At 65.6% G+C, this 26336-nt stretch carries 21 protein-coding genes; 5 read left to right on the top strand and 16 right to left on the bottom strand.

Translation table 11 applies throughout. The features are described from left to right. Position 1: 1 nt before the first annotated feature. From lysW to AM590_RS13705, 15 genes are all read right to left on the bottom strand, one after another. Positions 2–181: a lysine biosynthesis protein LysW gene (gene lysW / locus AM590_RS13775; protein ID WP_004045057.1), complete on the bottom strand. Its 180-nt coding sequence runs from the start codon at positions 179–181 to the stop codon at positions 2–4. A gap of 320 nt (positions 182–501) precedes the next feature. Continuing rightward, positions 502–1968: an argininosuccinate lyase gene (gene argH / locus AM590_RS13770; protein WP_058827973.1), complete on the bottom strand. Its 1467-nt coding sequence runs from the start codon at positions 1966–1968 to the stop codon at positions 502–504. A gap of 1 nt (position 1969) precedes the next feature. After that, positions 1970–3187 (bottom strand): argininosuccinate synthase, encoded by a 1218-nt coding sequence (locus tag AM590_RS13765; RefSeq protein ID WP_058827972.1) that lies wholly within the window; start codon positions 3185–3187, stop codon positions 1970–1972. A 484-nt stretch (positions 3188–3671) separates the two neighbouring features. After that, positions 3672–4886, bottom strand: coding sequence for a cation:proton antiporter (locus tag AM590_RS13760; protein ID WP_058827971.1), 1215 nt, complete (start codon positions 4884–4886; stop codon positions 3672–3674). Next, on the bottom strand, positions 4886–5371 hold the full coding sequence (locus tag AM590_RS13755; RefSeq protein ID WP_058827970.1) for a cation:proton antiporter regulatory subunit: 486 nt from the start codon (positions 5369–5371) through the stop codon (positions 4886–4888). Before AM590_RS13755 ends, AM590_RS13760 begins: the two co-directional genes overlap by 1 nt. A 66-nt stretch (positions 5372–5437) precedes the next feature. Next, positions 5438–6046 (bottom strand): hypothetical protein, encoded by a 609-nt coding sequence (locus AM590_RS13750; protein WP_058827969.1) that lies wholly within the window; start codon positions 6044–6046, stop codon positions 5438–5440. Positions 6047–6052: 6 nt separating this feature from the next. After that, positions 6053–7837, bottom strand: a complete 1785-nt coding sequence (glyS, locus tag AM590_RS13745; RefSeq protein ID WP_058827968.1) for a glycine--tRNA ligase — start codon at positions 7835–7837, stop codon at positions 6053–6055. Beyond that, the gene (locus AM590_RS13740; RefSeq protein WP_058827967.1) at positions 7830–8684 is read right to left on the bottom strand and encodes a CBS domain-containing protein; all 855 of its coding nucleotides are present in this window, start codon (positions 8682–8684) and stop codon (positions 7830–7832) included. The genes glyS and AM590_RS13740 overlap by 8 nt, the downstream gene beginning before the upstream one ends. Before the next feature lie 123 nt (positions 8685–8807). Then, a complete protein-coding gene (locus AM590_RS13735) occupies positions 8808–9395 on the bottom strand; it encodes a hypothetical protein (RefSeq protein WP_058827966.1) in 588 nt (195 codons plus the stop codon). An 86-nt stretch (positions 9396–9481) separates the two neighbouring features. Then, a complete protein-coding gene (locus AM590_RS13730) occupies positions 9482–9925 on the bottom strand; it encodes a hypothetical protein (protein ID WP_058827965.1) in 444 nt (147 codons plus the stop codon). Then, positions 9925–11259: an ABC transporter ATP-binding protein gene (locus tag AM590_RS13725; protein ID WP_058827964.1), complete on the bottom strand. Its 1335-nt coding sequence runs from the start codon at positions 11257–11259 to the stop codon at positions 9925–9927. Before AM590_RS13725 ends, AM590_RS13730 begins: the two co-directional genes overlap by 1 nt. Then, positions 11256–12335 (bottom strand): ABC transporter ATP-binding protein, encoded by a 1080-nt coding sequence (locus AM590_RS13720; protein ID WP_058827963.1) that lies wholly within the window; start codon positions 12333–12335, stop codon positions 11256–11258. Before AM590_RS13720 ends, AM590_RS13725 begins: the two co-directional genes overlap by 4 nt. After that, positions 12332–13771 carry an ABC transporter permease gene (locus AM590_RS13715; protein ID WP_058827962.1) on the bottom strand — a complete coding sequence of 480 codons (1440 nt, stop codon included), beginning with the start codon at positions 13769–13771 and terminating at the stop codon, positions 12332–12334. The genes AM590_RS13720 and AM590_RS13715 overlap by 4 nt, the downstream gene beginning before the upstream one ends. A 6-nt stretch (positions 13772–13777) precedes the next feature. Then, complete coding sequence (locus AM590_RS13710; RefSeq protein WP_058827961.1) at positions 13778–14827, bottom strand: ABC transporter permease; 1050 nt, start codon at positions 14825–14827, stop codon at positions 13778–13780. Between the two features lie 212 nt (positions 14828–15039). After that, positions 15040–16878 carry an ABC transporter substrate-binding protein gene (locus tag AM590_RS13705; protein WP_058827960.1) on the bottom strand — a complete coding sequence of 613 codons (1839 nt, stop codon included), beginning with the start codon at positions 16876–16878 and terminating at the stop codon, positions 15040–15042. 236 nt (positions 16879–17114) lie between these two features. Between AM590_RS13705 and AM590_RS20915 the strand changes: the two genes are divergently transcribed. The 5 genes from AM590_RS20915 (at position 17115) to AM590_RS13685 (ending at position 24710) form a co-directional block, all read left to right on the top strand. Then, positions 17115–17282 carry a hypothetical protein gene (locus AM590_RS20915; RefSeq protein ID WP_004973981.1) on the top strand — a complete coding sequence of 56 codons (168 nt, stop codon included), beginning with the start codon at positions 17115–17117 and terminating at the stop codon, positions 17280–17282. A gap of 84 nt (positions 17283–17366) precedes the next feature. Further along, positions 17367–17786 carry a PPC domain-containing DNA-binding protein gene (locus AM590_RS13700; protein ID WP_058827959.1) on the top strand — a complete coding sequence of 140 codons (420 nt, stop codon included), beginning with the start codon at positions 17367–17369 and terminating at the stop codon, positions 17784–17786. 2 nt (positions 17787–17788) lie between these two features. Next, complete coding sequence (locus tag AM590_RS13695) at positions 17789–22885, top strand: DNA polymerase II large subunit (RefSeq protein WP_058827958.1); 5097 nt, start codon at positions 17789–17791, stop codon at positions 22883–22885. A gap of 571 nt (positions 22886–23456) precedes the next feature. Beyond that, positions 23457–23744, top strand: coding sequence for a rubredoxin-like domain-containing protein (locus AM590_RS13690; protein ID WP_058827957.1), 288 nt, complete (start codon positions 23457–23459; stop codon positions 23742–23744). 69 nt (positions 23745–23813) lie between these two features. Continuing rightward, positions 23814–24710: a ketopantoate reductase family protein gene (locus tag AM590_RS13685; protein WP_058827956.1), complete on the top strand. Its 897-nt coding sequence runs from the start codon at positions 23814–23816 to the stop codon at positions 24708–24710. Positions 24711–24730: 20 nt separating this feature from the next. On the opposite strand, the gene AM590_RS13680 is transcribed toward AM590_RS13685, so the two are convergent. Beyond that, on the bottom strand, positions 24731–26272 hold the full coding sequence (locus tag AM590_RS13680) for a sulfatase (protein WP_058827955.1): 1542 nt from the start codon (positions 26270–26272) through the stop codon (positions 24731–24733). Between the last annotated feature and the right edge of the window lie 64 nt (positions 26273–26336).

Genomic DNA, 26336 nt, shown 5'->3' with positions numbered 1-26336 from the left:
TTTACTCTCCCCAGTCCTCTTCGAGTTCGGGCGCTTCTTCGAGTGTCACGGGGTCGAGGGAGACGACCTCAAGCTCTGCGCCCGTGGCGGGGCTGTCGATGATTTCGCCGACTTCGACGTCGGCCGGCAGCTCGATTTCCTCTCCGCTCAGCGGGTCTTCCGCGGTGATGGTGTCGCTCATTACATCCGTGGCTGGTCGACGGATAGTATTAAAGCCGTCGAAAATTACGAGACGGAAATTAATGCAAAGAAGTCTCTAACGGGTGTTATCTGTCGAATCGGCCGACAGTACGGATCGGCCGAACGACGCGTCGAGCTTGGGTGCCACGCTCACTCGACGCCGGAGACGGGACCGGTCGTCGGACCGGTCGACCCGTCTCCCGCGCCGGGCGTGGTCGTCGTCGCCGCGGTTCCGGTCGGGGTCGTCGGAGCCCCGCCGGTCGTCGCGGCGCAGTCGCTCGCGGTCGTCGGAGCAGACCCGCGGGCGTCGCGTCTGTGGACTCAGACATAGCTCGAAACCTCCTCGTCGAGGCCCTCGGCGGCCGCCGCGAGCGAGTCGCGGGCGTCCGCGACGGCGGCGGTGTCGTCCGAGAGTTCGTCGCGGGCCGTCGAGAGCGTCGCCTCCACGGCGGCGGGCGCGGGCCCGCCGACCGAATCGCGACTCGCCACGCTCTCGGTCGGGTCGAGCGCGGCTTCGACGGCCTCGGCTGTCACGTGTGTAAAGAGTGACTCACCTAATACGTCCGTAGCGACGGCGTCAAGTGTTGCCACGTCGGGCGTTCCCTCCGAGCGGGCGGCCGCCTCCGCGACGACCTCGTGGGCCGTGCGGAACGGCAGGCCGGCCATCGCCAGCAGATCAGCCACGCCGGTCGCGGTCGAAAAGCCGTCGCCCGCGGCCGCGGCGAGTTCGTCCTCGGGCCACGTCGCGGACCCGACCGCGCCGGCGGCGACCGCGGCCGCCTCGGCCACGTCGTCGACAGTGCGGAACGCGTGTTTGTGGGCGCGCTGGAGGTCGCGGTTGTACGCGCGCGGCAGCCCCTTGAGCGTCGTCAGGAGGCCGGTGAGTTCCCCGACGGCGTCGCCCGCGACGGCGCGAACGAGTTCCATCGTGTCGGGGTTCTTCTTCTGCGGCATGATAGAGGAGGTCGACGAGTAGTCGTCCGACAGCTCGACGAGGCCCTTGTTCGAGAATATCACGAGGTCCTCGGCGAGGCCGGAGAGCGTGACCGCGTGGGTCGTGAGCGCCGACAGCGTCTCCGCGAGGAAGTCGCGGGTCGCGGAGGCGTCCATCGAGTTCTCCATCACGCGGTCGAAGCCGAGCAGGTCGGCCACGAGTTCGCGGTTCACGTCGAAGGGCGTGCCCGCGAACGCCGCCGACCCGAGCGGCGACTGGTTGATGCGCTCGTACGCGCACATGAGGCGGGCGCAGTCGCGGGCGACCGCCCGTTCGTACGAGAGCAAGAAGTGCGCGACCGTCGTCGGTTGCGCGGGCTGGAGGTGCGTGTAGCCGGGCATCACCGTCTCGGTGTGTTCGGCGGCCGTCTCGACTAACGACTCGCGCAGGGCGAGCGCCGCGTCGAGGGCCGAAAGCACGTCCTCGCGCAGGCGGTAGCGGATGCAGGTCGCCACCTCGTCGTTGCGCGAGCGGGCGGTGTGCATCTTCCCGCCGTCGGGGCCGACGATGTCGATGACGGCGGCCTCGATGGCCTCGTGGACGTCTTCGCCGCCGGCAAGCGAGCCGTGGCCCGCGGCCTCGACCTCGTCCAGCGCGGCGAGAATCTCGCTCGCGACCTCGGACTCGATGATGTCTTGGGCCGCGAGCATCACGACGTGCGCCCGGTCGACGGCGAGGTCGGCCTCGAAGATGCGTTCGTCGGCCGCGAGGCTCGACATGAACCCGCGGGCGGGGCCGCCGCTGAAGCGGTCCCGGCGGATGACGCCCTCGGAGTCGCCGTCCTCGCCTGCCATCTTACTCGTCGCTACCGCCGTCTGCGGCGAGTTCGGGCTTCTGCTTCTTCGCGCTCTGGTTGGCGAGACGCGCCTGGAAGCCGTGGTACTTGGCGACGCCCGTCGCGTCGGCCTGCTCGATGCCGTCGACCGTCTCCGTGTTGAAGGAGGCGGCGGACTCGGAGTACGCGGCGTACTCGGACTCGCGGCCGACCGGGCGGGCCTGTCCGCCCTCGAACTTGATGGTCACGGTGCCCGTGACGCGCTCTTGGGTCTTTTCGAGGAAGGCGTTCAGCGCGCCCACGAGCGGGGCGTCGATGAGGCCCTCGTAGGCCTTCTGGGACCACTCGTTGTCCACGGTGGCCTTGAAGTCGCGTTCCTCCTTCGTGAGGACGAGCCCTTCGAGCGCCTCGTGGGCGTTCAGGAGCGTCGTCGCGGCCGGGTGCTCGTAGTTCTCGCGCACCTTGAGGCCGAGCATGCGGTCTTCCATCATGTCCGTGCGGCCGACGCCGTGCTTGCCGGCCTTCTCGTTGAGAAGCGAGATGAGTTCGAGGGGCTCCATCTCCTCGTCGTCGACGGCGACCGGGTAGCCGTCTTGGAACGTGATTTCGATGAGTTCCGTCTCGCCGGACGGCTGGTCGGTCCACTCGTAGATGTCCTCCGGCGGGACGTAGCCGGGGTCTTCGAGGTTGCCGCCCTCGATGGAACGGCTCCAGAGGTTCGTGTCGATGGACCAGACGCCCTCGTTGCCGCCCTGCACCGGGAGGTCCTTCTCGGCGGCGTACTCGATTTCCCACTCGCGGGTCATGCCCATCTCGCGGACGGGCGCGATGACTTCGAGGTCGGAGGCGCGCCAGACGGCCTCGAAGCGGAGTTGGTCGTTACCCTTGCCCGTACAGCCGTGGGCGATGCCCTCGCAGTCGTGTTCCTCGGCGAGTTCGAGGATGGCCTTGGCGATGACCGGGCGCGCGAGCGCGGTGCCGAGCGGATAGCCCTGATAGTCCGCGTTGGCGCACACGGAGTCGAGACAGAGCTGTGCGAACTCCTGTTTCGCGTCGACGACGTGGTGCTCCAGTCCGAGGGCCTCGGCCGTCTCGTAGGCCTCCTCGAACTCCTCTTCGGGCTGGCCGACGTCGACCGTGACGCCGATGACTTCGTCGTATCCGTACTCCTCTTCGAGAATCGGGACGCAGACTGTTGTGTCGAGTCCGCCCGAGAACGCGAGTGCGACTTTCTTCATGTACTCGTCTGTGGCGGGGACATACAGATAAATTCTTTGCATTCAATTTGTGAAATTAAGTGGTAGAGATGCCTATAGGCACGAAAATGGAAGATTAGCGTTTTCGACGTGTCCCGAAGGAGATGATGATTGTGGCCCTAAAGGGCCCGTCGTCGGGGTCGGACAGCCGCGGCTCGCAGCGGGGCAAAAGTGGCGAAGGTGCTGCGAGTCGCCATGGTTGTGAAACGCTACGAAGTCATTCCTATTAAACGCTTCCGGCGACGCAAACGTTTCCTCAGTCGAGCAACTCCCCGGCGAGTTCGACCAGCAGTTCGTTGTCGACGAGCGCGACCACGAGCGCGATAATCGCGACCACGACGACTGCGATGACGAGCCACTCGATAAGGGTCATAGCACCCGCAACGTGACGGCTCCTCCGGTAAGTGTTCTGTGGCCGTTCGGGTCGGTCGGCGTCGACGGCTCGAAAACGTCGCGCCGGGACGAATCAGGCGCTCTCGGTCGAGGTCTCTCCGTCCGCCGCGCCGCCGCGGAAGACCAGTCGCTCCACGAGGTCCGACCGCTGCATCAGCACCGTCCCGAGCGCGCTCATGACGAAGACGTAGCCGACCGCGAACGCCGGGATGATTTCGCGCATCACCGGTGTCGTGCCCGCGGCGGCCAGTGCCGCGATGACGAGCGAGAACTCGCCGCGGGGGACCATCCCGACGCCGACCCGGAGCGACCGGTGCGCCGAGAGGTCGTACGCCCGACCGCCGAGATAGCCCGAGAGAATCTTCGACGGCGTGGACACGACGACCGCGATGGCGAGCGGGACGGCCGCCGCCGCCAGCAGCGTCGGGTCGGTGCCAAGGCCGATCCAGAAGAAGAACACCGCGGCGAACACGTCGCGCACGGAGACGAGCTGGTGTTCGAGTCGCTCCCGGTGGCCGCTCGTCGAAAAGCCCATGCCGACGAAGAACGCCGCGACAGCCTCGCTCACCCCGAGCGCGAGCGCCGCACCCGAGATGGGAACGACGACCGCGAGCGCCCGCAGGACGAACGCCTCCTGGTTCTCTACGTCGAGGACGCGGGCGAAAAGCGGCGTCCCGTACTGGACGGCCACGAACAGGAGGCCGAGGAAGCCGAAGGCGATGGCGAGCGACCGGCCGATGGCCGCGACGCCGCCGTCGCCGCCGAGCACGAGCGAGGTGACGACCGCGAGGTAGACCGCGATGGCGAGGTCTTCGAAGACGAGCGTGCCCAGAATCGGCTCCGACTCGGGGTCCGCAATCCACCCGAGATCGATGAGCGTCTTCGTCACGATGGCCGACGACGAGATGTAGACGATGCCGCCGAGCAACAGCGCCTCCACCGGCGACCACCCGAGGACGAGACCGATGGCGACGCCGATGGGGAGGTTCACCGCGAGGTCGATGACGCCCGCGCGGCCGATTTTCGCCCCCGACGACCGGAGGCGGTCGAGGCTGAACTCCAGGCCGAGGAAAAACAGGAGGAGGACGATACCGAGTTCCGCGAGAATCGTCACGATTTCGCCGTTCGGGACGTACGGGAGGCCGAACCGCCCGGCGACGTACGGTCCGGCGACGACGCCGCCGACGACGTAGAGGGGAATCACCGACAGACCGAGGCGGAGCGCGACCGCTCCGACGACCGCCAAGACGACGAACAGATAGCCGAATTCGAGCAGCGCCGCTGCCATTAGGTCCCTTTGACGAGCGCTGTGAAGTCGCGGCAGGCCGCCTTCGGACCGATGACGACCAGCGTGTCACCGGCTTCGACCATCGCGTCGCCGCCGGGCGACGTGACGACCTCGTCGCCGCGCTCGATGGCGATGACGGACGCGCCGGTCGCCTGCCGGAGGTCGGACTCACCGAGGGTCTTGCCCGCAATCTCGGAGTCTGCACCGACTTCGACCCACTCGATGAGCGTGTCCCCGCCGAGAAGCGTCTCGATGCTCTCTGTCTGGACCGGCTGGAAGTACGCGCCTTCGAGAAGCGTCCCCACCTGTCGGGCCAGTTTGTCGGTGAGTTCGAACAACTTCTCGGAGTCGCTGTCGGCGCTCGCGCGCCGGAACACCTCCCGCTTGCCGCTGTTGTGCGTCACGATGACGAGCCGGGAGCCGTCGCCGAGTTCCACCTCGTGTTTCTTCCCGACGCCCGGAAGGTCGCTCTCGTAGACAGTCATGACTGTCCGATTCGTGGTCAACTGAAATAAAATCGCATCACGGACCGACGCCCGAACGCCGACCGCTTACGCGACGCCGACCAGCCAGAGCGTCCCCGCGATAGCGACGCAGGCGACCGGCGGAATCGAGAGGTTGTCATCGATGACGTAGCCGGCGACGACCGGCTTCACCCCGTCGGCCAGCGTCGCCCCGGCTGCTCCGGCGGCCGCGGCGAGGCCGCCCGCGACGACTCCCGAGACGGGAATCACGAACGGCGCGGCGAGGACGAAACAGACCGCGAACATCGCCGCGAGCGTCCGCACCGACTTCAGTTCGCCGACCGGTGCGGAGCCCATGAGGCCGCTTATCGGGTCGCCGATGGTGAGCATGAACATCCCCGGGACCGCGACGTGCGGGTCGAACACCAGCGCGACGGCGGTCTGGCTGTAGACGTACAGCGCGTAGCCGGCGACGTTGTCCTGTTCGTACTCGCGGGTGAGTTCGTCGTAGACGGCCCACTCGAGACCGCCGAACAGTCGGAGCAGTTCGAGGACGCTGACGACCGCCGCGAGGAAGACGAACAGATACCCGAGGGTACGCCACTCGACCAGCCCGAGGAGATACAAAAGCGGCATCCCCGAGCCGCTCGCGTGGACCAGTCGCCGTTTCACCTCGGCGGTGCTCGGTCGCCCCACGGCGGGTTACGCCTCGACGACCTCGTTCTCGTCGAGCACGTCGTCGAACGAGGCGGTGCCGGCGCGCAGGCCGACCAGCGTTCCGACGAGGTCGTCGACGGGCAGTCGGACCTGCTTGCCGCTGTCGCGCTCGCGGATGGTGACGGTGTTCGCGCCGTCGCCTTCGAGGCCGTCGCGGTCGATGGTGATGCAGAACGGCGTGCCCACCTCGTCCTGTCGGCGGTAGCGCCGACCGATGCTGCCGGAGTCGTCGTAGACGACCGCGAAACCGGCCGCGCGGAGTTCGGCGGCCACGTCGTCGGCGAGGTCGACCAGTTCGTCCACGTTGCTCACGAGCGGGAAGACGCCGACGTTCGTCGGCGCGACAGACGGCGAAAGCGAGAGGTAGCTCCGCGCCTCGCCGTCGACCTCGTCGGTCTCGTAGGCGTGCGCGAGGAGCGTGTACACCGTGCGGTCGATACCGAACGAGGGCTCGACCACGTGGGGCGTGATGTGTTCGCCCGCCTCGGTCTGCGTCTCGACCGAGAAGTTGGCCACGTCGGTGTCGACGGTGATCTCCTCGCCGTCGATGTCGAGGGTGACCTCGTCGGCGTCGAAGGCGTCGGGGTCGCGCTCGGCGAGGGTCTCCAGCGCGTCGGCCACGTCGGCGGCCTGCGCGCCGAACTCGGGGCCGAGCGTCGCCATGTCGGGGTCGACGACGGCGCGCTCGACCGTCTTCGGCTCGTCGTACTGCTGGAACACGGTGAAGTCGTCGTCGCCGTACTCGCCGTGTTTCGAGAGGTCGTAGTCACTCCGGTAGGAGAAGCCCGCGATTTCGATCCAGTCGCCGTCAACCTCGCTCTCGGCGTCCCAGCAGTCCGAGGAGTAGTGGGCGCGCTCGCCCGCGAGGTGCTGGCGGAAGCGGAAGCGATCCATGTCGACGCCGACCGTCTCGTACCACTCCTGGGCGATGCCGAGGAAGTAGCCGAGCCACGCGTTGCCGATGACGCCGTCTTCGACGGCCTCGCCGATGGTCGTCTCGACGTAGTCCCCGTCGTCGGCCTCCTGCTCGGTCGCGGGGTACAGAAGCACCTCCACGTCCTCGACCGCGGAGAGGTCGGCCTCGTCGCGTTCGGGGTCGATGAAGTGCTCCAGTTCGGCCTGCGTGAACTCGCGGGTGCGGACGATGCTCTTCCGCGGCGAAATCTCGTTGCGGTAGGCGCGGCCGACCTGTGTCACGCCGAACGGGAGGCTGTTGCGCGCGTACTCTTTGATGCGCGGGAACTCCACGAAGATGCCCTGCGCCGTCTCGGGGCGGAGGTAGCCGGGCGTCGAGGAACCGGGACCGATGTTCGTCTCGAACATGAGGTTGAAGTCCTCGACGGACTGGCCCGCGAGGTCCGCGCCGCAGGTCGGACAGACGAGGCCGAGGTCGGCGATTTTCTCCGCCGCCTCCTCGGGCGACAGCGTCTCCGCGTCCTCCAGCTCGGAGTTGTCCTCGATGAGGTGGTCCGCGCGGTGGGACTCGCCGCATTCGGCGCACTCGACGAGCATGTCGTCGAAGCCGTCGAGGTGGCCCGACGCCTCGAAGACGGGTTCGGGCATGATGGTCGGCGCTTCGATTTCGAGGTTGCCCTCCTGGACGGCGAAGCGCTCGCGCCACGCCTCCTCGACGTTGGACTTCAGGGCCGCGCCCTGCGGGCCGTAGGTGTAGAACCCGCCGACGCCGCCGTAGGCCTCTGAGGAGCCGAAGAAGAAGCCTCGGCGCTTCGCGAGCTCGGTGAGGGCGGCGGACTCGTCGCCCTCACTCATACAGCGCCTCCAGCAGGTTGATGTCGCGGACGATGCCGATGAGTTCGTCGCCGGAGACGAGCGGAATCTGCTCGATGTCCTCGCGAATCATCGTCTGGGCGGCGTCCTTGGCGGTGGCGCGCGTCGGGACGCTCACGAGGTCGTCGGTCATGAACTTCGAGACCGGTTCGGCCGGAATCTCGACGTTCCGGGTCGGGATGTAGCGGTTGCCGACCGCCTTGATGCCCTCCCACATCCACTCGTCGTCCTGGTTTGCGACCGAGTCGCCGGTGCCGGCCTCGCCTTCGACGACGCGGGCGACCTCGATGATGTCGACTTCGGTCACGATGCCGGCCAGCGAGGCCTCGTCGTCGAGGACGACCGCGTAGGGTACGTTCGCGTAGAATATCTCGCGCTCGACGATGTGCAGGGGCACGTCGACGTACGTCGTGTTCACGTCGCGGGCGGCGAGGTCGCCGACCTCGGTCTCGCCGTCGATGTCGCCGCGGGCGATGGCTCGGATCACGTCGGTGACGGTGAGGATGCCCTCGATGGCGTCGCCGTCGATGACGGGGATTCGGCGCGCGCCCTCCGAGACCATCGTCGCGGCCACCGCTTCGAGGTCGTCGTCGGCGCTCGCGGTCGGCACCTCGCGGACAAGCACCGCCAGTTGGTCCTCGTCGGGGTGTTCGATGAGGTCCTCCCGAGAGATGAGGCCTCGGTACTTCGTCCCCTCGTCGGTCTCTTTCACCACAGGAACAGAAGAGAACCCACGCTCTTGGAGGTATTCCAGAACGTCGTCGCGCGTGCCCGGCAGGGACACCGTCACGACCTCCTCACCGCGGGTCATCGCGTCGGCTACTTTCATACACCCGCTTTCTTTCCCCCGCCTAATGTACTCTGCGAACGCTTTCGCCTCGCTGACAGGCGTCCGACGCCGCTCGCGGGAGCGTCGTGAGTCCTCCGAAAACGAATGCAGAACGAATCCGATTCAGTTGTCGTCGCTCGCGTCGCCTTCGGCGTCGTCGTCGCTGTTCGGCGCGTACCGCCGAATCGCGTCGAGGTTGGGGAAGAACTTCTCGGGGTCGTCGTGTTCGACGACGCCGACGACGGTACCGTCGAGTTTCTGGAGGTAGGTGTACATCCGACCTTCCTCGACGGCGACGGTCGCGCACTCAAGCGCCTCGCGAAGGTCCCACGCGCCCGCGAGGAAGATAGCGGTCTCGGCGTCCGGCGAGAACAGCGCCGTCACCATGTAGACGCGGCCGTCGTTCTCCGCGCGGTACACCTCGTACTCGGGGAACGACGTCGCTTCGAACAGGTCGGCGACCGTCTCGGCTTTGTCGCCGGGAATGACGTACGCGAGGCCGAACGCCCCCTCGTCGCCCTTGCCGCTGGAGGGACCGAACGGACCGCTGTCGCCCGCCGGGATGCGGACCGTCTCCCACCCGTCGGCTTCGAACTCGTCGGCCATCGCTGTCATGTCGTCGAGTGTCGCGCCCCACGCCTCGCGGCGGCGGTCCGCCTCGCCGGCGATTCGTTCGACATCGGGCGTCTCGTCGTCTCCGAGTTCGGCCATACCAGTTCTGGACGACGTATATGGTAAAAGGCATCGAAGGCCACGGGGGTGTCAGCGCAGTCGATGCCGAAGGGAGTCCGGGCCGGTCAGTAGTTGATGCCGAAGACGACTTCCATCGCGTACGAAGTCGCGAGGATACAGACCGACGCGAGGAGGAGTTTCACGCCGCTCGACGGCCGCTCGTCACTGTTCGTGGGTCGTAGTCGCGGCGGGAGTACCGCGTCGAGCGCGTCGCCGACGAGTTTCTCGACGCCGACCGGTTCGTCGCTCCCCGAGAACAGGCCGCCGTCGCTGCCGCCGTTTCCGTTCCCGTTTCCGCTCTTCCACGCCGCCTTCGGGCGGACTTTCAGCGACGCGTAGCCGAACATGGCGAACCCGAGAAAGAACATGAGCCACTTCGCGCCGGGCAGTCCGTTGCCGGCGAGCGTGCTCACGAGGGCGGTCACGACGAACACCACGCCGGTGAGTGAGACGGCGTAGACCACGGCGTCGATGGTCTTGACGCCGAAGCGGCGTGGGTCGAACTCCATTATTGGACGAGCGTCTCGAAGACGGCCGCCGGCTCTTCGTACTCGGGCTCGTGGCGGTGACAGAGGCTCAAGCGACCCCGGTTGCCGACCGAAAGCTGGTCGGGTCGCTCGTGGTCACAGACGCTGCCGAACTCCTCGCGGAGGTAGGCCCGCGCGGCGTCCTCGTCGTCGTTTTCGGCGTAGTCGGCGGCCTCGCGGATGTGCGACATCACGTCCGAAGGCACGTCCAGTTCGCCGAACAGTTCGGGGATAATTTCGTCCATCCCGGCGCGGTGGCTCTCGCGGCCGAGCAGTTTCCGGACGCGGTCGCTCAACGAGGGGTCGGCCCGCGAGCGCTCACGGAGAACCTCGCGGAAGACCTCGATGCGCTCCCAGAGGTCGGTGTCCATGTCTCTGTACGCCGACGGGCGAATCTTCACCGGACAGCGCGTCGAGAACGGACAGCCCGCCGGCGGGTCGCGCGGGCTCGGCGGCGTCCCGCGGAGGGTGATGCGGTCGCGTTCGATAGTCGGGTCTGGCTCCGGAATCGACGACAACAGCGCGTGCGTGTACGGGTTCGCCGGCTGGTCGAACATCTCGTCGGCCGGCCCGATTTCCATCATGTTGCCGAGGTACATCACCGCGACGCGGTCGCAGATGTGGCGGACGACCGCGAGGTCGTGGGCGATAAACAGGTACGTTAGCCCGAACTCGTTTTGCAGGTCTTCGAGCAGGTTGAGAATCTTCGCCTGCACGGACACGTCGAGCGCCGACACCGGCTCGTCGAGGATGATGAACTCCGGTTCGAGCGCGAGCGCGCGGGCGATGCCGATGCGCTGGCGCTGGCCGCCGGAGAACTGGTGCGGGTAGCGGTAGTAGTGTTGTTCCTGCAGGCCGACGGTTTCGAGCAGTTCGCGGACGCGCTCGCGGCGCTCCGACGGGGTCTTCCAGTCGTGCACGTCGAGCGGCTCGCGGACGATTTCGCCCACGGTCATCCGCTCGTTGAGGCTCGAATCGGGGTCTTGGAACACCATCTGTACGTCTTTGCGGAACTGCTTGAGGTCCGAGCCGGACAGTGTGGTGATGTCCGTGCCGTTGAGTTTGACCTCGCCCGCGGTGGCCTCTTCGAGGCGCATCAGCGTGCGACCGAGGGTGGACTTCCCGCAGCCGGACTCACCGACGAGTCCGAGCGTCTCGCCGCGTTGGATGTCGAACGAGACGCCGTCGACCGCTTTCACGGGGTTGCTGCCGAGGAAGCCGCCGTCCTCGTAGTAGGTCTTGAGGTCGTTGACCTCGAGGATGGTGTCTCCGCGCGCCTCGGTGCTCCGCTCTTCTTCGGTGGATGTCGTACTCATCGCGTGTCACCTCCGCGCTGTCCGCCCTCGCGGTGGACGGCGACCGCCTCCTCCGTGGGGAGGTCTTCGGGGTACAGCAGACACGACGCTCGGTGGTCGTCCGTGCCGTCACCGACTTCGACGGGCTTGGGGTGTACCGTGTCGCACTCGGCGAACGCCTTCGGGCACCGGGGGGCGAACCGACAGTACGTCGGGTCCTCGTTCGGTGTCGGCACGTCGCCCTCGATGGTCGCGAGGCGCTCGTCTTCGTCGAGCCCCTGTCCGGGGATGGAGTTGAGAAGCCCCTGCGTGTAGGGGTGTTTCGGCGACTCGAACAGTTCGACGACGGGCGCGCTCTCGACGATTTCGCCTGCGTACATCACGTTGACGCGGTCCGCGATTTCGGCGATGACGCCCATGTCGTGGGTGATGAACATGATGCCGAGGTCGCGTTCCTCCTGAAGCTCTTCGAGGAGTTCCAGAATCTGCGCCTGGATGGTCACGTCGAGCGCCGTCGTCGGCTCGTCGCAGATGAGCAGTTCGGGATCGCACGCGAGCGCCATCGCGATGACGGCGCGCTGGCGCATCCCGCCGGAGAACTGGTGAGGATACTCGCGGACGCGACGGTGCGCGTCCGGAATCCCGACCGCTTCGAGCAGTTCGATGGCCTCTTTCGTCGCCTTCGACCCGCTCAGTCCGCGGTGGAGGCGAAGCGCCTCCTTGATTTGGTTGCCAACCGTGTAGACGGGGTTCAGGCTCGTCAGCGGGTCCTGGAACACCATGGCGATGCTGCCGCCGCGGATAGAGCGCATCTGCTTCGGCGACTTGTCGAGGAGGTCCTCGCCGTCGTACATGATGCGGCCGTTCTCGATGCGGCCGGGCTTTTCCACCAGCCGCATGATAGAGCGGGCCGTGACGGACTTGCCGGAGCCGGACTCGCCGACGATACCCACGGTCTCGCCGCGGAAGATGTCGAACGAGATGCCGTCGACCGCGCGGATAACCTCTTTGTCCGTGTAGAACGACGTTCGGAGGTTCTCGACGGAGAGCAGGGGTTCGCCCTCGGTCCGGGTCGAACTCGCCTGTTCGGTGCTCATGCGCCACCTCCAGTGGCCGCGGCCTCGTCACCGGTGTCGGCCTGCGGGTCGATGGCGTCGCGGATGCCGTCGCCGAAGGCGTTCAGGCCGGTCACGACGAGCGTGATGAGGAGGCCGGGGACGAGCGAAATGTGCCACGAGGGACTCGCGACGTACTGCTGTCCGTTCGCGATGAGCCGGCCCCACTCGGGGGTCGGCGCGGTGATGCCGAGCCCGAGGTAGGAGAGCCCGGCGACGCTGATGATGATACCACCGAGACTGAGCGAGGCGTAGATGAGCATGTAGCTGAACACGTAGGGGGCCATGTGCTTGCGCATGACCTGCGTCGGCGTCTGACCGAACGACTTCGCGGCGTCGATCCAGTCCTGCTCGGACACCTGGAGCGCTGGCCCACGTATCGACCGCCAGATGAACGGCCAGTAGACGATACTGAAGATGAGGATGATGAGCACCGCGCCGTCGTACAACTCCCTCACCCAGGTGTTCTGGAAGATGACGAGCATCAAGATGAGGACCATGATGACCGGCAACGCCTGTATCGAGTCTGAGACTAACACCGTCGCCAAGTCAGCCAGTCCCTTGTAGTACGCCGTTATCATGGCCAAGCCGAGGCCGATGAGGCCGGCGATTCCCATGGCGACGACGGCGATGGTTAGTGATATCCTGGCCCCGAACACCACCTGTGTGAATAAGTCCTTCCCGTTTGTCGCCGTGCCGAACGGATGGAACCTGCCGAAGTCGTCGTACGTCATCGGCGCGACGTTCTCGTCACCTGCACCCTGCGACCCGGAGCCGAGGTTGGCCTCGCCGACGAGGACGGTTTCGACGCTCTGGGTGTCTTCGCTCCAGTAGCTGACCTCGTAGTCGTACGGCTGGAGGATGTTCTGCTCCATCGTGGTCGGACCGAGCGCGGGCGCGAATACCGCCATGACCACAAACGTGATGACGATAATGAGCCCGAACTTGCCCCAGGAATGACCCCGGAAGCGGTTGACCACGTCGTCCCGCGGCGTCCAGTCGACGCGGCGGTAGTGGCGGCGGAACCGCTTGTAGCCGTTCCACGCCCACGCCAGCACCGCGAAGGCGTACGCGTAGACGAACACGACGCGGATGGCCCACGCGACTGCGGGCGAGAGCCCGAGGAACGTGTTCTCGTAGCCCGTGCCGTCCCAGTAGCCCTGGTTCGGAATCACGTCGCGGGAGACGAGCGTCGGAATCGCGTCGAACGCCGCCTGCAGCGACTGGACGGCGGACGCGCCGGGGTCACCGGGGATGAGGTTGACGACCACGCCGGCGACGGCGCCGACGACTTGGAGGATAGCGCCCAGTTCGACGCCGATGAGGACTGCACCGACGGCGGCCCAAATCAGCGCGGGCTGGGGGTTCTCAGCGACTCGTTGTCGGAGCGGAATTTCGGTTTCGGTTGTCGTGCTCACTGTGATTCACCCGTCGTACCCGACGCGCGGGTCGATAATCGTGTACAGGAAGTCCTGTAGGATGTTCGTGCCGACCAGGATGAGTATGAAGATGAACATCAGCGTCCCGATGAGCGGCAGGTCCCCGTTGATGGCTGCGTTGAAGAACAGCCAGCCGAGGCCGTTGATGGCGAAGACCGTCTCGACGAACACCGACCCGCCGAGAAGCAGGAACGCCTCGCCCGTGATGATTGGCACGAGCGGGATGAGCGCGTTCCGGAAGATGTGCTTCCAGACGAGCGAGCGCCCGGAGACGCCCTTCGCGCGGGCGGTCTCGACGTAGTTCGAGTTGATGGTTTCGAGGACGGCGGTGCGGCCGATGCGCATCTCGTTCCCCATCGACGCAGACCCGAGGACGAGCGCGGCCGGGGCGATCTGCTTCGTCGCCCGGATGAACGACTCAGTCCACCCCCCGGGGTCGGCGAGGAACTGCTCGACCGGTGACTGGAAGAAGCCGAGCGCCGGCGGCGTCACGACGTTCGTCCTGACGATCCACGTCTGCCACGTGAACAGGCCGTTCGTCCACGTCCCGAGTTGCGAGAGGGCCGTGACGAGCATGATTGCCAGCCAGAAGTTTGGCATCGCGCGCCAGACGATTCCGCCGAAGGAGGCGGCGTAGTCGGAGGGCGTGTTCGGGTTCAGCCCGGCGTAGAAGCCGAGCGGAATCCCGACGAACAGCGCGATGACGACCGACCAGAAGCCGAGCCAAATCGTCCGGGGCGCGTAGATCTCGATGAGTTCGTACGCGGTCGTCCCTGGCGCGATGACCCACGACTGGCCGAGTTGGAAGGTGAACAACTCGTACATGAAGTCGAGGTACTGACTCCAGAGCGGCTGATTCAACCCGAGGTTCGTCCGAATCTGTTCTGCCGCCTGTGGGTTGTATTGCGTCCCCAGAATCGCCGAAACGGGGTCGAGTGGCCCCAGGCGGATGAGGGCAAACGTAATTGTCGTCCCGAAGATGACGACAGGAATCGACATCAGTACCCTGCGGAGGAAGTACTGCCATCGACTCATGGCATCACCTCGCAGACCGTTCGAGCGGACATTATTGTATTGGTTTAATGAGTGGTATGGATATGTCTTGCGTTTCGAAGTCCTAATGTCGCAGTTTCAGCAACTCTACTACCATATTATAGTATATAGTAGAGACTAACTGCACGCTTGTCAAAAATAACCGGGAGTTTCGATTGAGACGGGACGCGAGGGAGCGCCCGTACTACCCGGTCTTACCGGTTGAGGGTGACGTTGTTGAGCTTCTGGCGGCTCGGACCCATGCCACCGAACGGCTCGATGTTCACGGTGTCGTACCAGAACGTCTCGTCCTTGCGGTTGTAGATGGGCAGCATCGCGACGTCTTCCCAGTTGGCCGTCTCGATGTCGACGTAGGCTTCGTCGCGGATCTGCTGGGCCTCGTCGGTCGGGGCCGGGTTGTTGACGACCTGCTGGTAGGCGTCGGTCGCCTGCTGGTAGGCGTCGCCGTTTTCGGCCGTCCAGTTGACGTACGAGATGGGGCCCTGCTTGGACGTGTCCGTCTGCGGCGGGTTCAGGAGCTGCAGGAAGTTGTCCGGGGCCGGCCAGTCGGCGATCCAGCCGAGGGTGTACGCTTCGAGCTGACCGTTGCGGCCGCGCTCGAGGAGCGTCGAGAAGTCGGCCTTCTGAATCTGCATGTTGATGTGGGCGGACGCGAGCTGGTCGCGGAGGATGCTCGCCATTTCCTCCCACGTGTTGGAGTTGTACTGGGTCCACTGGACCTCGAACTTGTTGTCCTCACCGTAGCCGGCTTCCTCCATGACCTCGCGGGCGGCCTGGATGTCCGTCTCGTCCGCGTTGTACGGGTATTCGGAGTCGATGAGTTCGTTTGCGGCCTGCGCGCCACCGGGGAAGATAGTCGGCGGCGTGAAGAGCTGTGCGGGGGAACCGCGGCCCTTGAAGACCTCCGAGACCATCTGGCCCTGGTTCAGGACGTAGGCGAACGCCTGACGGACCGGCTTCGGGACCTTCTCCATGTTGAAGCCGACGTAGAAGATCGACAGCGTCGGGACGCCGACGTAGTTGAGCGTCTTCCCGTTGCGGACAGGACCGTACTTACCGATTTCACGACCGTACTCGTCGGTCGACTCCACCTGAACGAGACCGGGGTCGTACTGCGCGGTGGGCAGTCCGAAGTAGTCCGCGTTCTCGTTCATCGCGTAGTTGTAGCGGGCCGTGTCGTCCTCGATGACCTGCCAGCGGACGTTGTCGACCTGTGCGACCTGTCCGTAGTAGTCGTCGTACTTGGAGACGGCCGCGGCGGTACCCTGCTCCCAGAAGGCGAACTCGAACGGACCCGCGCCGATGGGGTTGTTCGAGGCGAACTCGGTGTACTCCATCTCGCCGTCGTAGCCCTCGACGTCGCCGAGGACGCCCTCGGGGAGGGCGGCGAACGAGGTGTAGGCGAACATCTCGAGGGTGTCGTGGAACGGCTCCGAGAGGTTGACGACGAGTTCGGTCTCCGTCTCGCCGGTTTCGACGCCGAGCGAACCGGGGACGTAGTTGCCTTCGTCGTCCGTCTCGTGTTCCACGCCGACGGAGTCGAGGATGAAGTAGGCGCGGCGGCTGTTCTCGGAGGCCGCGAGGCGCTCCCACGCGTAGGTGAAGTCGGACGCGGTGACCGTCTCGCCGTTGTGGTAGGTCGCGTCGGCGAGCTGGAACGTGTAGGTCGTGAAGTCGTCGGAGACCGTGTAGTCCGCGGCGAGCTCGTTTTCGACCGTCGGCAGGGCGTTCGGGTACGACATCAAGCAGTCGAAGACCTGCTGGATGATGATGCCCGACGACGTGTCGGTCGCGGCGACGGGGTCCATCGTCGTGATGGTGCCCGAGAGGATGCGGTTAAACACCGAGCCGGAGAGTTCCGTGCCCGTGTCCTCTTCGGTCGTCGTCGCGGTGGTGGTCTCCTCGCCACCGGATTCGGTCGTCGTCGTCTCTTCACCGTCACCGCCGGTACAACCGGCGAGGGCGGCGGCCGTGGCGGCCCCACCCGTTGCCTTCAGGAAACGGCGACGCGAGAGTTTGTTAGTGTCTGGCATTCGAACCAATCTTCCCGTGCCGCGTGGATAAACTTACCGTATTCGATTTGTTTGATATAGTGTAGCGTGGAAGGGTTGTAGTACCATACATAAGCGGCGAAAAATGCCACGAGAATCCCCATAGAACTCGTTTTACATTTTAAACCACTTTTCGGGACGACAGAATCGGGTAACGGGGGTTCCTCTCGGCCCGCCGTTTCGGTCCACTTATATAGGGGTGTCACTATGTATCATACATGACGCCGGATGCGACGGCTTCCGTCGACGACTCGGGCGCCGAGGTTATGGCCTCGGTGGATCGCTCTCAGACGGGCCAGCGTCTTATTATCGCGGACATCTCCCGCGATGACGCGTGGCTCGCCGCTGACGTAGCCGACGCGCTCGCGCTCGACGAGTGGCGATAATCGCTCCGGCCCCGTAAGCCCGCCGCCGGACGCCCGGCGGCCAGACCATTCACATTTTAGTCCGACTCGCTCGTGGTACGCTGCATGAACGCTCGAGCGGTGACGGTGAGCGAGGAGTACCTCGCCCGCCTCGAACACGGTGCGGACTGGCGCGAGGAGATCGAGGAGTTCTGCGCGCGCAAGGACATCGAGTCCGCGTGGTTCAACGCCATGGGTGCCGTCCAGGACGCCGAACTCTGGTTCTACGACCAGACGGACCAGGAGTACCAGTCCGTGACGTTCGACGAGCCGCTCGAAGTCGCCGCCTGCGTGGGTAACGTCGCGCTCCTCGACGGCGAACCTTTCGCACACACGCACGCGATTCTCTCTCGGCGCAGCGGGCAGGCGCTCGCGGGTCACCTCGACTCGGCGACCGTCTTCGCCGGCGAAGTGAACCTCCGCGCCTTCGAGGAACCGCTCGAACGCGACCACGACGCGGTGACCGACCTCGACCTCTGGTTGTAACCGTGCGCGAGGAGGACTCCCGGTACTTCCGTCGCATCGAAGCCCGCCTCGACGAGGCGTTCGACCTCGCGGAGGCCGCGAAGGCGACGGGGTACGACCCGAAGACCGAAGTCGAGATTCCGGTCGCCAAGGACATGGCCGACCGCGTGGAGAACATCCTCGGCATCGACGGCGTCGCAGAGCGCGTCCGCGAACTCGAAGGCGAGATGTCCCGCGAGGAAGCCGCGCTCGAACTCGTGACCGACTTCGTCGACGGCAACGTCGGCGACTACGACTCCCGCGAGGGCAAAGTCGAGGGCGCGGTCCGCACCGCCGTCGCCCTCCTCACCGAGGGGGTCGTCGCCGCACCTATCGAGGGCATCGACCGCGTCGAAATCCTCGAGAACGACGACGGCACGGAGTTCGTCAACGTCTACTACGCCGGCCCGATTCGCTCGGCGGGTGGCACCGCGCAGGCGCTGTCTGTGCTCGTCGCCGACTACGCCCGGTCGCTGCTCGACATCGACGAGTACAAGGCCCGAACCGACGAGGTCGAGCGCTACGTCGAGGAGGTTAACCTCTACGACAAGGAAACGGGGCTCCAGTACTCGCCGAAGGACAAGGAGTCGCGCTTCATCGCCGAGAACATGCCCATCATGCTCGACGGCGAGGCAACCGGCGACGAGGAGGTTTCGGGCTACCGCGACCTCGAACGCGTCGACACCAACTCCGCCCGCGGCGGCATGTGTCTCGTCATGGCCGAGGGTATCGCCCTCAAGGCCCCGAAGATTCAGCGCTACACCCGACAGCTCGACGAGGTCGACTGGCCGTGGCTCCAAGACCTCATCGACGGTACCATCGGCAAGGACGACAGGAAGGCCGCGAAAGCCGACGACGCCGGAGAGGGCGGCGACGAGGCCGACGAGGCGGACGCCGACTCAGACACCGACGCCGACGATGCCGAGAGCGACGCCCCCGACGGGCCGACCCGCGTCGAACCCGCGACCAAGTTCCTCCGCGACCTCATCGCGGGCCGCCCGGTGTTCGGCCACCCCTCCGCACCCGGCGGCTTCCGCCTGCGCTATGGCCGCGCCCGCAACCACGGCTTCGCGACCGCGGGCGTCCACCCCGCGACGATGCACATCGTGGACGACTTCATCGCCACCGGCACCCAAATCAAGACCGAACGCCCCGGCAAGGCCGGCGGCGTCGTCCCAGTCGACTCCATCGAGGGGCCGACGGTCAGACTCGCCAACGGCGACGTGCGTCGCATCGACGATCCCGAAGAGGCGGAGGAACTCCAGAACGGCGTCGAGAAGATTCTCGACCTCGGCGAGTACCTCGTCAACTTCGGCGAGTTCGTCGAGAACAACCACTCGCTCGCGCCCGCCTCGTACGTCTTCGAGTGGTGGATTCAGGACTTCGAGGCGACCGAGGCCAACGTGCAGGCGCTCCGCGACGACCCCGCCGTCGACCTCGAAGAGCCGTCGGTCGAACAGGCGCTCTCGTGGGCGACTGAGTTCGACGCCCCGCTGCACCCGACGTACACCTATCTCTGGCACGACATCTCAGTCGAGCGATTCGACGCGCTCGCCGACGCCGTCGCGGCCGGCGAGGTCGTCGCCGCCGAAGCCGACGGCGGCACGGCCGGCGCGCTCGAACACGCCAACGAACCCGAGCGCGGACTGGAGGGCACGCTCGTCCTCGACAACACGCCGGAGATTCGGGAGGCGCTCGAACACTTACTTGTCGCCCACCGTCAGACCGACGAGACGCTTCGGGTTCCCGTGTGGCGACCGCTCGCCCGGAGTCTCGGTCTCACCGACGACCGCGAGCGGACGTGGGAACTCGATGACCTCTCGGAGCACGCCCGCACGTGGGACGACGGCGACAACGCCGTCGAGGCCGTCAACGAGGTCGCGCCCTTCACCGTCCGTGAGCGTGCGCCCACCCGAATCGGCAACCGCATGGGTCGCCCGGAGAAGTCCGAGCGCCGCGACCTCTCGCCGGCGGTCCACACGCTGTTCCCCATCGGCGAGGCCGGGGGGAGCCAACGCGACGTGGGCGACGCCGCCAGACACCGCGGCGAGTCCGGTAGGCGCGGCCAGATTTCGGTCCGCCTCGGCCAGCGCAAGTGCCCCGACTGCGGCGCGTTCGGATTCAAGTCGAAGTGCCCCGACTGCGGCGGCCACACCGAACCCCACTACGAGTGCAACGACTGCGGGTCCGTCATCGAACCCGACGAGTCCGGTCGCGTCTACTGCGAGCGCTGCGAGTGGGACGTCGAGAGCGCCGAATGGCAAGACATCGACCTGAACACCGAGTACCGCGACGCCCTCGAACGCGTCGGCGAACGCGAGTCGTCGTTCCAGATTCTCAAGGGCGTGAAGGGGCTCACCTCCGCGAACAAGACGCCCGAACCCATCGAGAAGGGCGTCCTGCGGGCGAAACACGACGTGTCGTCGTTCAAAGACGGCACCGTCCGCTACGACATGACCGACCTGCCCGTCACCGCGGTCCGCCCCGAGGAACTCGACGTGACGGCCGACCACTTCCGCGAACTCGGCTACGAGACTGATATCGACGGCGAACCCCTCCGGTTCGACGACCAACTGGTCGAACTCAAAGTCCAGGACATCGTCCTCTCGAACGGCGCGGCACAGCACATGATGCAGACCGCCGACTTCGTGGACGACCTCCTCGAACAGTTCTACGGCCTCGACCGGTTCTACGAAATCGAAGAGCGCGACGACCTCATCGGCGAACTCGTCTTCGGGATGGCCCCCCACACCTCTGCCGCGGTCGTCGGTAGAGTTGTCGGATTCACGACAGCCGCGGTCGGATACGCGCATCCGTACTTCCACGCGGCAAAACGTCGGAACTGCTTCCATCCGGAGACGAAGGTCTGGTACCGAGACGAGACCGACCGGTGGCGATACGACGAGGTTCGAACGCTCGTCGAGAAGCGGCTCGATGACCCAGAGACCGACGACTTCGGGACGCTCGTTCAGGAGCTGGACGGAGACGTGTACGTTCCGTCTCTAACTAGAGACGGCCGAGAGACGGTCAAACCGGTCGAAGCAGTCTCTAAGCATGTCGCACAGGATCACCTCGTTCGCATCGAGACCCGTGGCGGGAGAGAACTAACGGTTACCCCGGATCACACGGTGATTCGAGCCGACGACGGCGGTTTCACCCGGGGCCCTGCGCACGAACTCGACGAAGGCGACTCACTTCCGTCGCCCAAGTGCGTCGACATCGACGCGGACCCGGTCCAGTTCGACTTGCTCGATGAGTTCCTGAGTGGCGGGTCGATCCCGGCTGATGACCTGATGATTCGGGGTCTCGGTGCGGACCGAATTCGGTCGCTCTTCGACGAACATACCGAAGCGAGCGGCTATCTGAAACCGGTCGCCGAGCGACTCGGCCGGAGCGACTCGACGGTTTACAACTGGGTCTCTCGCGACAGCGTTCCAGCCTCGGTGTTCGTGGAAGTTCTCGGAGACGTCGAAACGGTCGTCGACGCGCTTCCGCGTGAGATATCTCTCGGCGTTCGTCGCGATACCGCGACTGTTTCGAGAGTGCTCGATATCGACGAGGCGTTCGGAACTGTACTGGGATACTACGCCGCAGAAGGATTCACGAGAGCGTCGCCTGGAAACTTCTACCAGACGACGATCTGTATTCCGGACGAACTCGCCCGCGAACGCATCCTCAATACCGTTAGCGAAGCACTCGGTGTCGATGCATTCGAGGAGAACGAGTGGAAGGTCACGATTTCGAGCCGACTTGTTCAGTCGCTGTTTGCGGACGTCATCGGATGTGGGTCGCGTGCCGAGGAAAAGGGCGTCCCGGACTCGATACTCACCGGTCCCAAGCCAGTTCTTCGGTCCTTCCTGTCGGCGTACTTCTCCGGCGACGGAAGCGCGTCTTCGGACCGTGTGGAAGTTCGCGCACACACCGTGAGCGACGACCTCAAACGCGACCTCGTTGCCGCGCTCAAACGCTTCGGCATCGCCTCGAAGACCTACTCTGAGCGCCGAACACCACAAACAGGTGCGGTGGCGGAGTTCTACGACGGAGACGCGGTCCCGACGTTCGACTCGTGGGTCCTCAAAGTCACGTCGGAGAACGCGGTTCGATTTGCCGAGGAAGTCGGTTTCCACCTCCCTCGAAAGAGCGAGGCGCTGGCGAGCGCTCTCGACGACACGGACATCCGAAGCCAGCGTCTCTTCTCGGACGGCGGGGACACGTGGCTCGACGAAGTCGTCTCGGTCGAATACCTCGAAAGTGATATCGACCACACTTACTCGTTGACCGTCGAAGACACCAACTCGCTGGTCGCCAACGACCTCCACGTCGCGCAGTGCGACGGGGACGAAGACTGTGTCATGCTTCTTATGGACGGTCTTCTCAACTTCTCGAAAGAATATCTCCCCGACAAGCGCGGCGGGCAGATGGACGCGCCGCTCGTCATGTCCTCCCGCATCGATCCCTCGGAAATCGACGACGAGGCGCACAACATGGACATCGTGCGGCAGTACCCTCGCGAGTTCTACGAGGCGACCCTGCGGATGGAAGACCCCGACGACTGGGAGGACGAGGTCACCATCGCCGAGGAGTACCTCGGAACCGACCGCGAGTACACCGGGTTCGACCACACCCACGACACCACGGACATCGCCGCCGGGCCCGACCTCTCTGCGTACAAGACCCTCGGGTCGATGATGGACAAGATGGACGCCCAGTTGTTCCTCGCACGGAAGCTCCGGGCGGTCGACGAGACGGACGTGGCCGAGCGCGTCATCGAGTACCACTTCCTGCCGGACCTCATCGGGAACCTCCGCGCCTTCTCGCGACAGGAGACGCGGTGTCTCGACTGCGGCGAGAAGTACCGGCGGATGCCGCTTTCGGGCGACTGCCGCGAATGCGGCGGTCGGGTGAACCTCACGGTCCACCAGGGCTCCGTGAACAAGTACATGGACACCGCGATTCAGGTGGCCGAAGAGTTCGACTGCCGCGACTACACGAAACAGCGCCTCGAAGTGCTCGAAAAGAGCCTCGAATCGGTCTTCGAGAACGACAAGAACAAGCAGTCTGGCATCGCGGACTTCATGTAGTCTAGCGGTCGGTTTTTCCTCCAGGTTTTGCGAGTCGAGCGGAGCGAGACTCGGAAAAAGTGGAGAACGAGCAGTCTGGCATCGCGGACTTCATGTAGTCTAGCGGCGGTTTTTCCTCCAGGTTTTGCGAGTCGAGCGGAGCGAGACTCGGAAAAAGTGGAGAACGAGCAGTCTGGCATCGCGGACTTCATGTAGTCTAGCGGTCGGTTTTTCCTCCAGGTTTTGCGAGTCGAGCGGCCGTGCCGCTTGTGATACTGACCTTCGACCAGCATAGTTGGCATCTCTCGTAGCATCTCGGCCGCCCTTCTCCAGTATCGTACGTCATTAGCTGACTCTGCTCACTAATGTCCACTCTAGTGCTTCTCGTGCGCGCGCGACCGAAACTCTCCCTCGTTGCGACTCAGCCACGCTGTCAGGGACACCAAGCCACATCGAGACACATCTGGAAATTCTATATCGCGTTATCCAGTTTATTATTTATATACTCCTCCCTCGCGGGCCGAACTTCTGCAGGCGTTCGTCACCGATTCGGCCGTTCCTTTTTATCCGCTTGCGCAACGACTAGTCGCGTATGGCTGACGAGACACAGCCGACGGTGGGAATGACGGTGTACGCGGAGGACGGAACCAAACTCGGGAGCATCCGCGGTTTCGACGACGACGGCTTCTTCGTGACGACCCGCGAGGGGCTCGCGGGGATGTCCGTCGAACACGAGCGCGCCGGTCACGAGTTCGGCGAGGCCGAGCTGATGTGGCGGTGTAGCGACTGCGGCGAGATGGGCGACCTCGACGGACTGCCCGACATCTGCCCGAACTGCGGTGCCGAGCGCGAGAAACTCTACTACTGGACCGAGGACTGAGGGGTCGACCGGTTCGACCGCCGCGCCGCGAAACTCGCCATTTTTGTCGTCCGCCGAGTACGGGTAGCCATGCGTATTCTCGTCTTCGGGGCGGGCAGTCTGGGCACGCTCGTCGGCGGCCTCCTCGCGCCGGTCCACGACGTGACGCTCGTCGCCCGCGACCCGCACGCAGCGCGGGTGTCGACGGCCGGTCTCGACATCGTCGGTGCCGAGTCGGCGCACGTCTCACCGGCCGCGACGACGACCGAGACGGGCCACAGCGCGGACCTCGCGCTCGTCACCGTCAAATCGTTCGACACCGCGGCGGCGGCCGACGCGCTCGCCGACTGCGACGTGGGTGCGGTGCTATCGCTCCAAAACGGGCTCACCGAGGAGATGCTCGCCTCTCGTCTCGACGCGCCCGTCCTCGCGGGAACGGCGACCTACGGTGCTCGGCTCGTCGAACCGGGTCGCGTCGAGTGTACCGGGGTTGGCCGGATCGTCTTGGGCGCGCTCGACGGCGGTCCCGACCCGCTCGCCGAGCGCGTCGGCAAGGCGTTCCGCGACGCGGGACTCAACACGCTCGTCGCCACCGACATGCCGAGGCGGCGCTGGGAGAAACTCGCGGTCAACGCCGGCATCAACGCCGTCACCGCGCTCTCACGGGTCGAAAACGGCGCGCTCGCGGGCGACGACGCCGGCGAACTCGCACACCGGGCCACCCGCGAGACGGCCCGAGTCGCCCGATTAGAGCGCGTGTCGCTCCCGAACCGCGTCGCCCGCGAGGCGGTCGACCGGGTGGTCGAAAAGACCGCCGCGAACCGCTCGTCGATGCTGCAGGACGTCGCGGCCGGAAAGCGGACCGAGGTCGACGCCATCAACGGCGCAGTAGTCGATACCGCCGCCGAACACGGCTTCGAAGTGCCGACGAACCGGACGCTCGCGGCGCTCCTTCGGGCATGGGAGCGGGGAGAAGGGATACGCTAAGCGGTAGACTCGGCGTCGGTCTATTCGAGGTAGCCGAGGTCGCGCAGGCGGTCTTGTGCCTCGTCGTCCATCTGGTCCACGGAGTCGTCCGACACGTCGGTGTCGAGCGCGTCGGTCCACGCGCCGCCGATGGCGTCTTCGAACGCCGCGAGGGCGGCCTCCGTCTCGGCGACCGCCTCGTCGTCCGAATCGACGACGTTCTCGGTCTCTTCGGGGTCGACGTCGATTCGGTAGGCCTCGTCGGGGACGCGGTCGATTCGGACGTACTTGGCGTCGGCCCGCCGCGCCGCCCGCATCCGCGAGTAGAACCGCGAGTCTTCGGGGAGTTCGATGCCGGCGCTCGCGGCCTTCTCCTCTAACTGCTTGAGTTCGACCACGGGACGGGAGTACTCGACGAACGCGTACTCGCCGTCTCGGCGCTGGCCGGGGTCGTCGCTCGACGCGCGCGCGAACTCCCGGTAGTCGGCCGACAGGAGCGAGCGCGTGCGGTCGAGGCCGACCGCGTCGTCGCCGGGGCTCGCGGGTTCGCCGCCCTCGACGCCGAGCGAGTCGAGGACCGTGTGATAGAGGTCGACCAGTTCGACCTGGTCGTCGCGTCGGTCCGCATCGAGGTCGGGGTGTTTGACCATGAGCGGGACGTTGATGAGCGGGTCGTACAGGCAGAACTCGTGGCCGTAGAGGCCGTGTTCGCCGTGGAGTTCGCCGTGGTCCGCACAGACGACGACCATGGTGTCGTCCCAGCGCCCGGTCTCTTTCAGGTGGTCGAAAAGCCGGGTGAGTTGGTCGTCGATGTGGGCGATTTCGGCGTCGTAGAGCCCGCGGATGTCATCCCACTCGTCGTCGCCAATCTCGTAGGCACCGGCGTTGTACTCCTTGGAGTTCTGGCAGACCTCGGTCGAATCGACGCCGGGCGCGAAGCGCTCTTTGTACTCCTCGGGCGGGTGGTACGGCAGGTGCGCGTCCATGAGGTTGATGAACGCGAAGAACTCCTCGGAGTCGTCGATGAAGTCGATGGTCTGGTCGATGACGGCGGGCGTCTTCGAGTCCGCACCCTCGCCGCCGGCGAGGTACTCGTGGGCGGTGTTGCCGAGGCTGACGAGTTTGTCCGCGAGCGTCCGGAGCGCGTCGCTGTCGTTCATCGTCTTCCACGCCTTCGCCAGCGGGCCAGACAGGAACTCGCCGGGCATGACCTCGAAGAAGTTGTCCTGCTCGGCGAAGCCGTCGGTCAGATGCGTGTACGGCGTTATCCACGCGTTCGAGGAGTAACAGGCGGTGTCGTAGCCGGCCGCCGAGAGCGTCTCGGCGAGGGTCGTCGCGCCTTCGAGGTAGGGGTTCTCCTGGTCGGCCCCGTGCTGGCTGGGGTACATCCCGGTGAAAAGCGAGGCGTGGACCGGGAGCGTCCACGGCGCGGGCGCGACGGCCTGCTCGAAGACAGTCGCCTCGTCGGCGAATCGGTCGAGCCCCGGCGTCGTCGGGCGGTCGTAGCCGTACGGCGTGAGGTGGTCCTTGCGGACCGTGTCCATGACGACGAAGAGGACGTTCTCGGGCGACTCGGCAGTCATACCCGAGGGTGGGGAGTAGTCGCCGATAAAACTCCTGTTCTCGGCCGACGACGAGACGAAACCG

This window comes from Haloferax sp. Q22, from assembly GCF_001482285.1.
Classification (GTDB): Archaea; Halobacteriota; Halobacteria; order Halobacteriales; family Haloferacaceae; genus Haloferax.
This window is presented reverse-complemented; position numbering and strand designations above follow the sequence as displayed.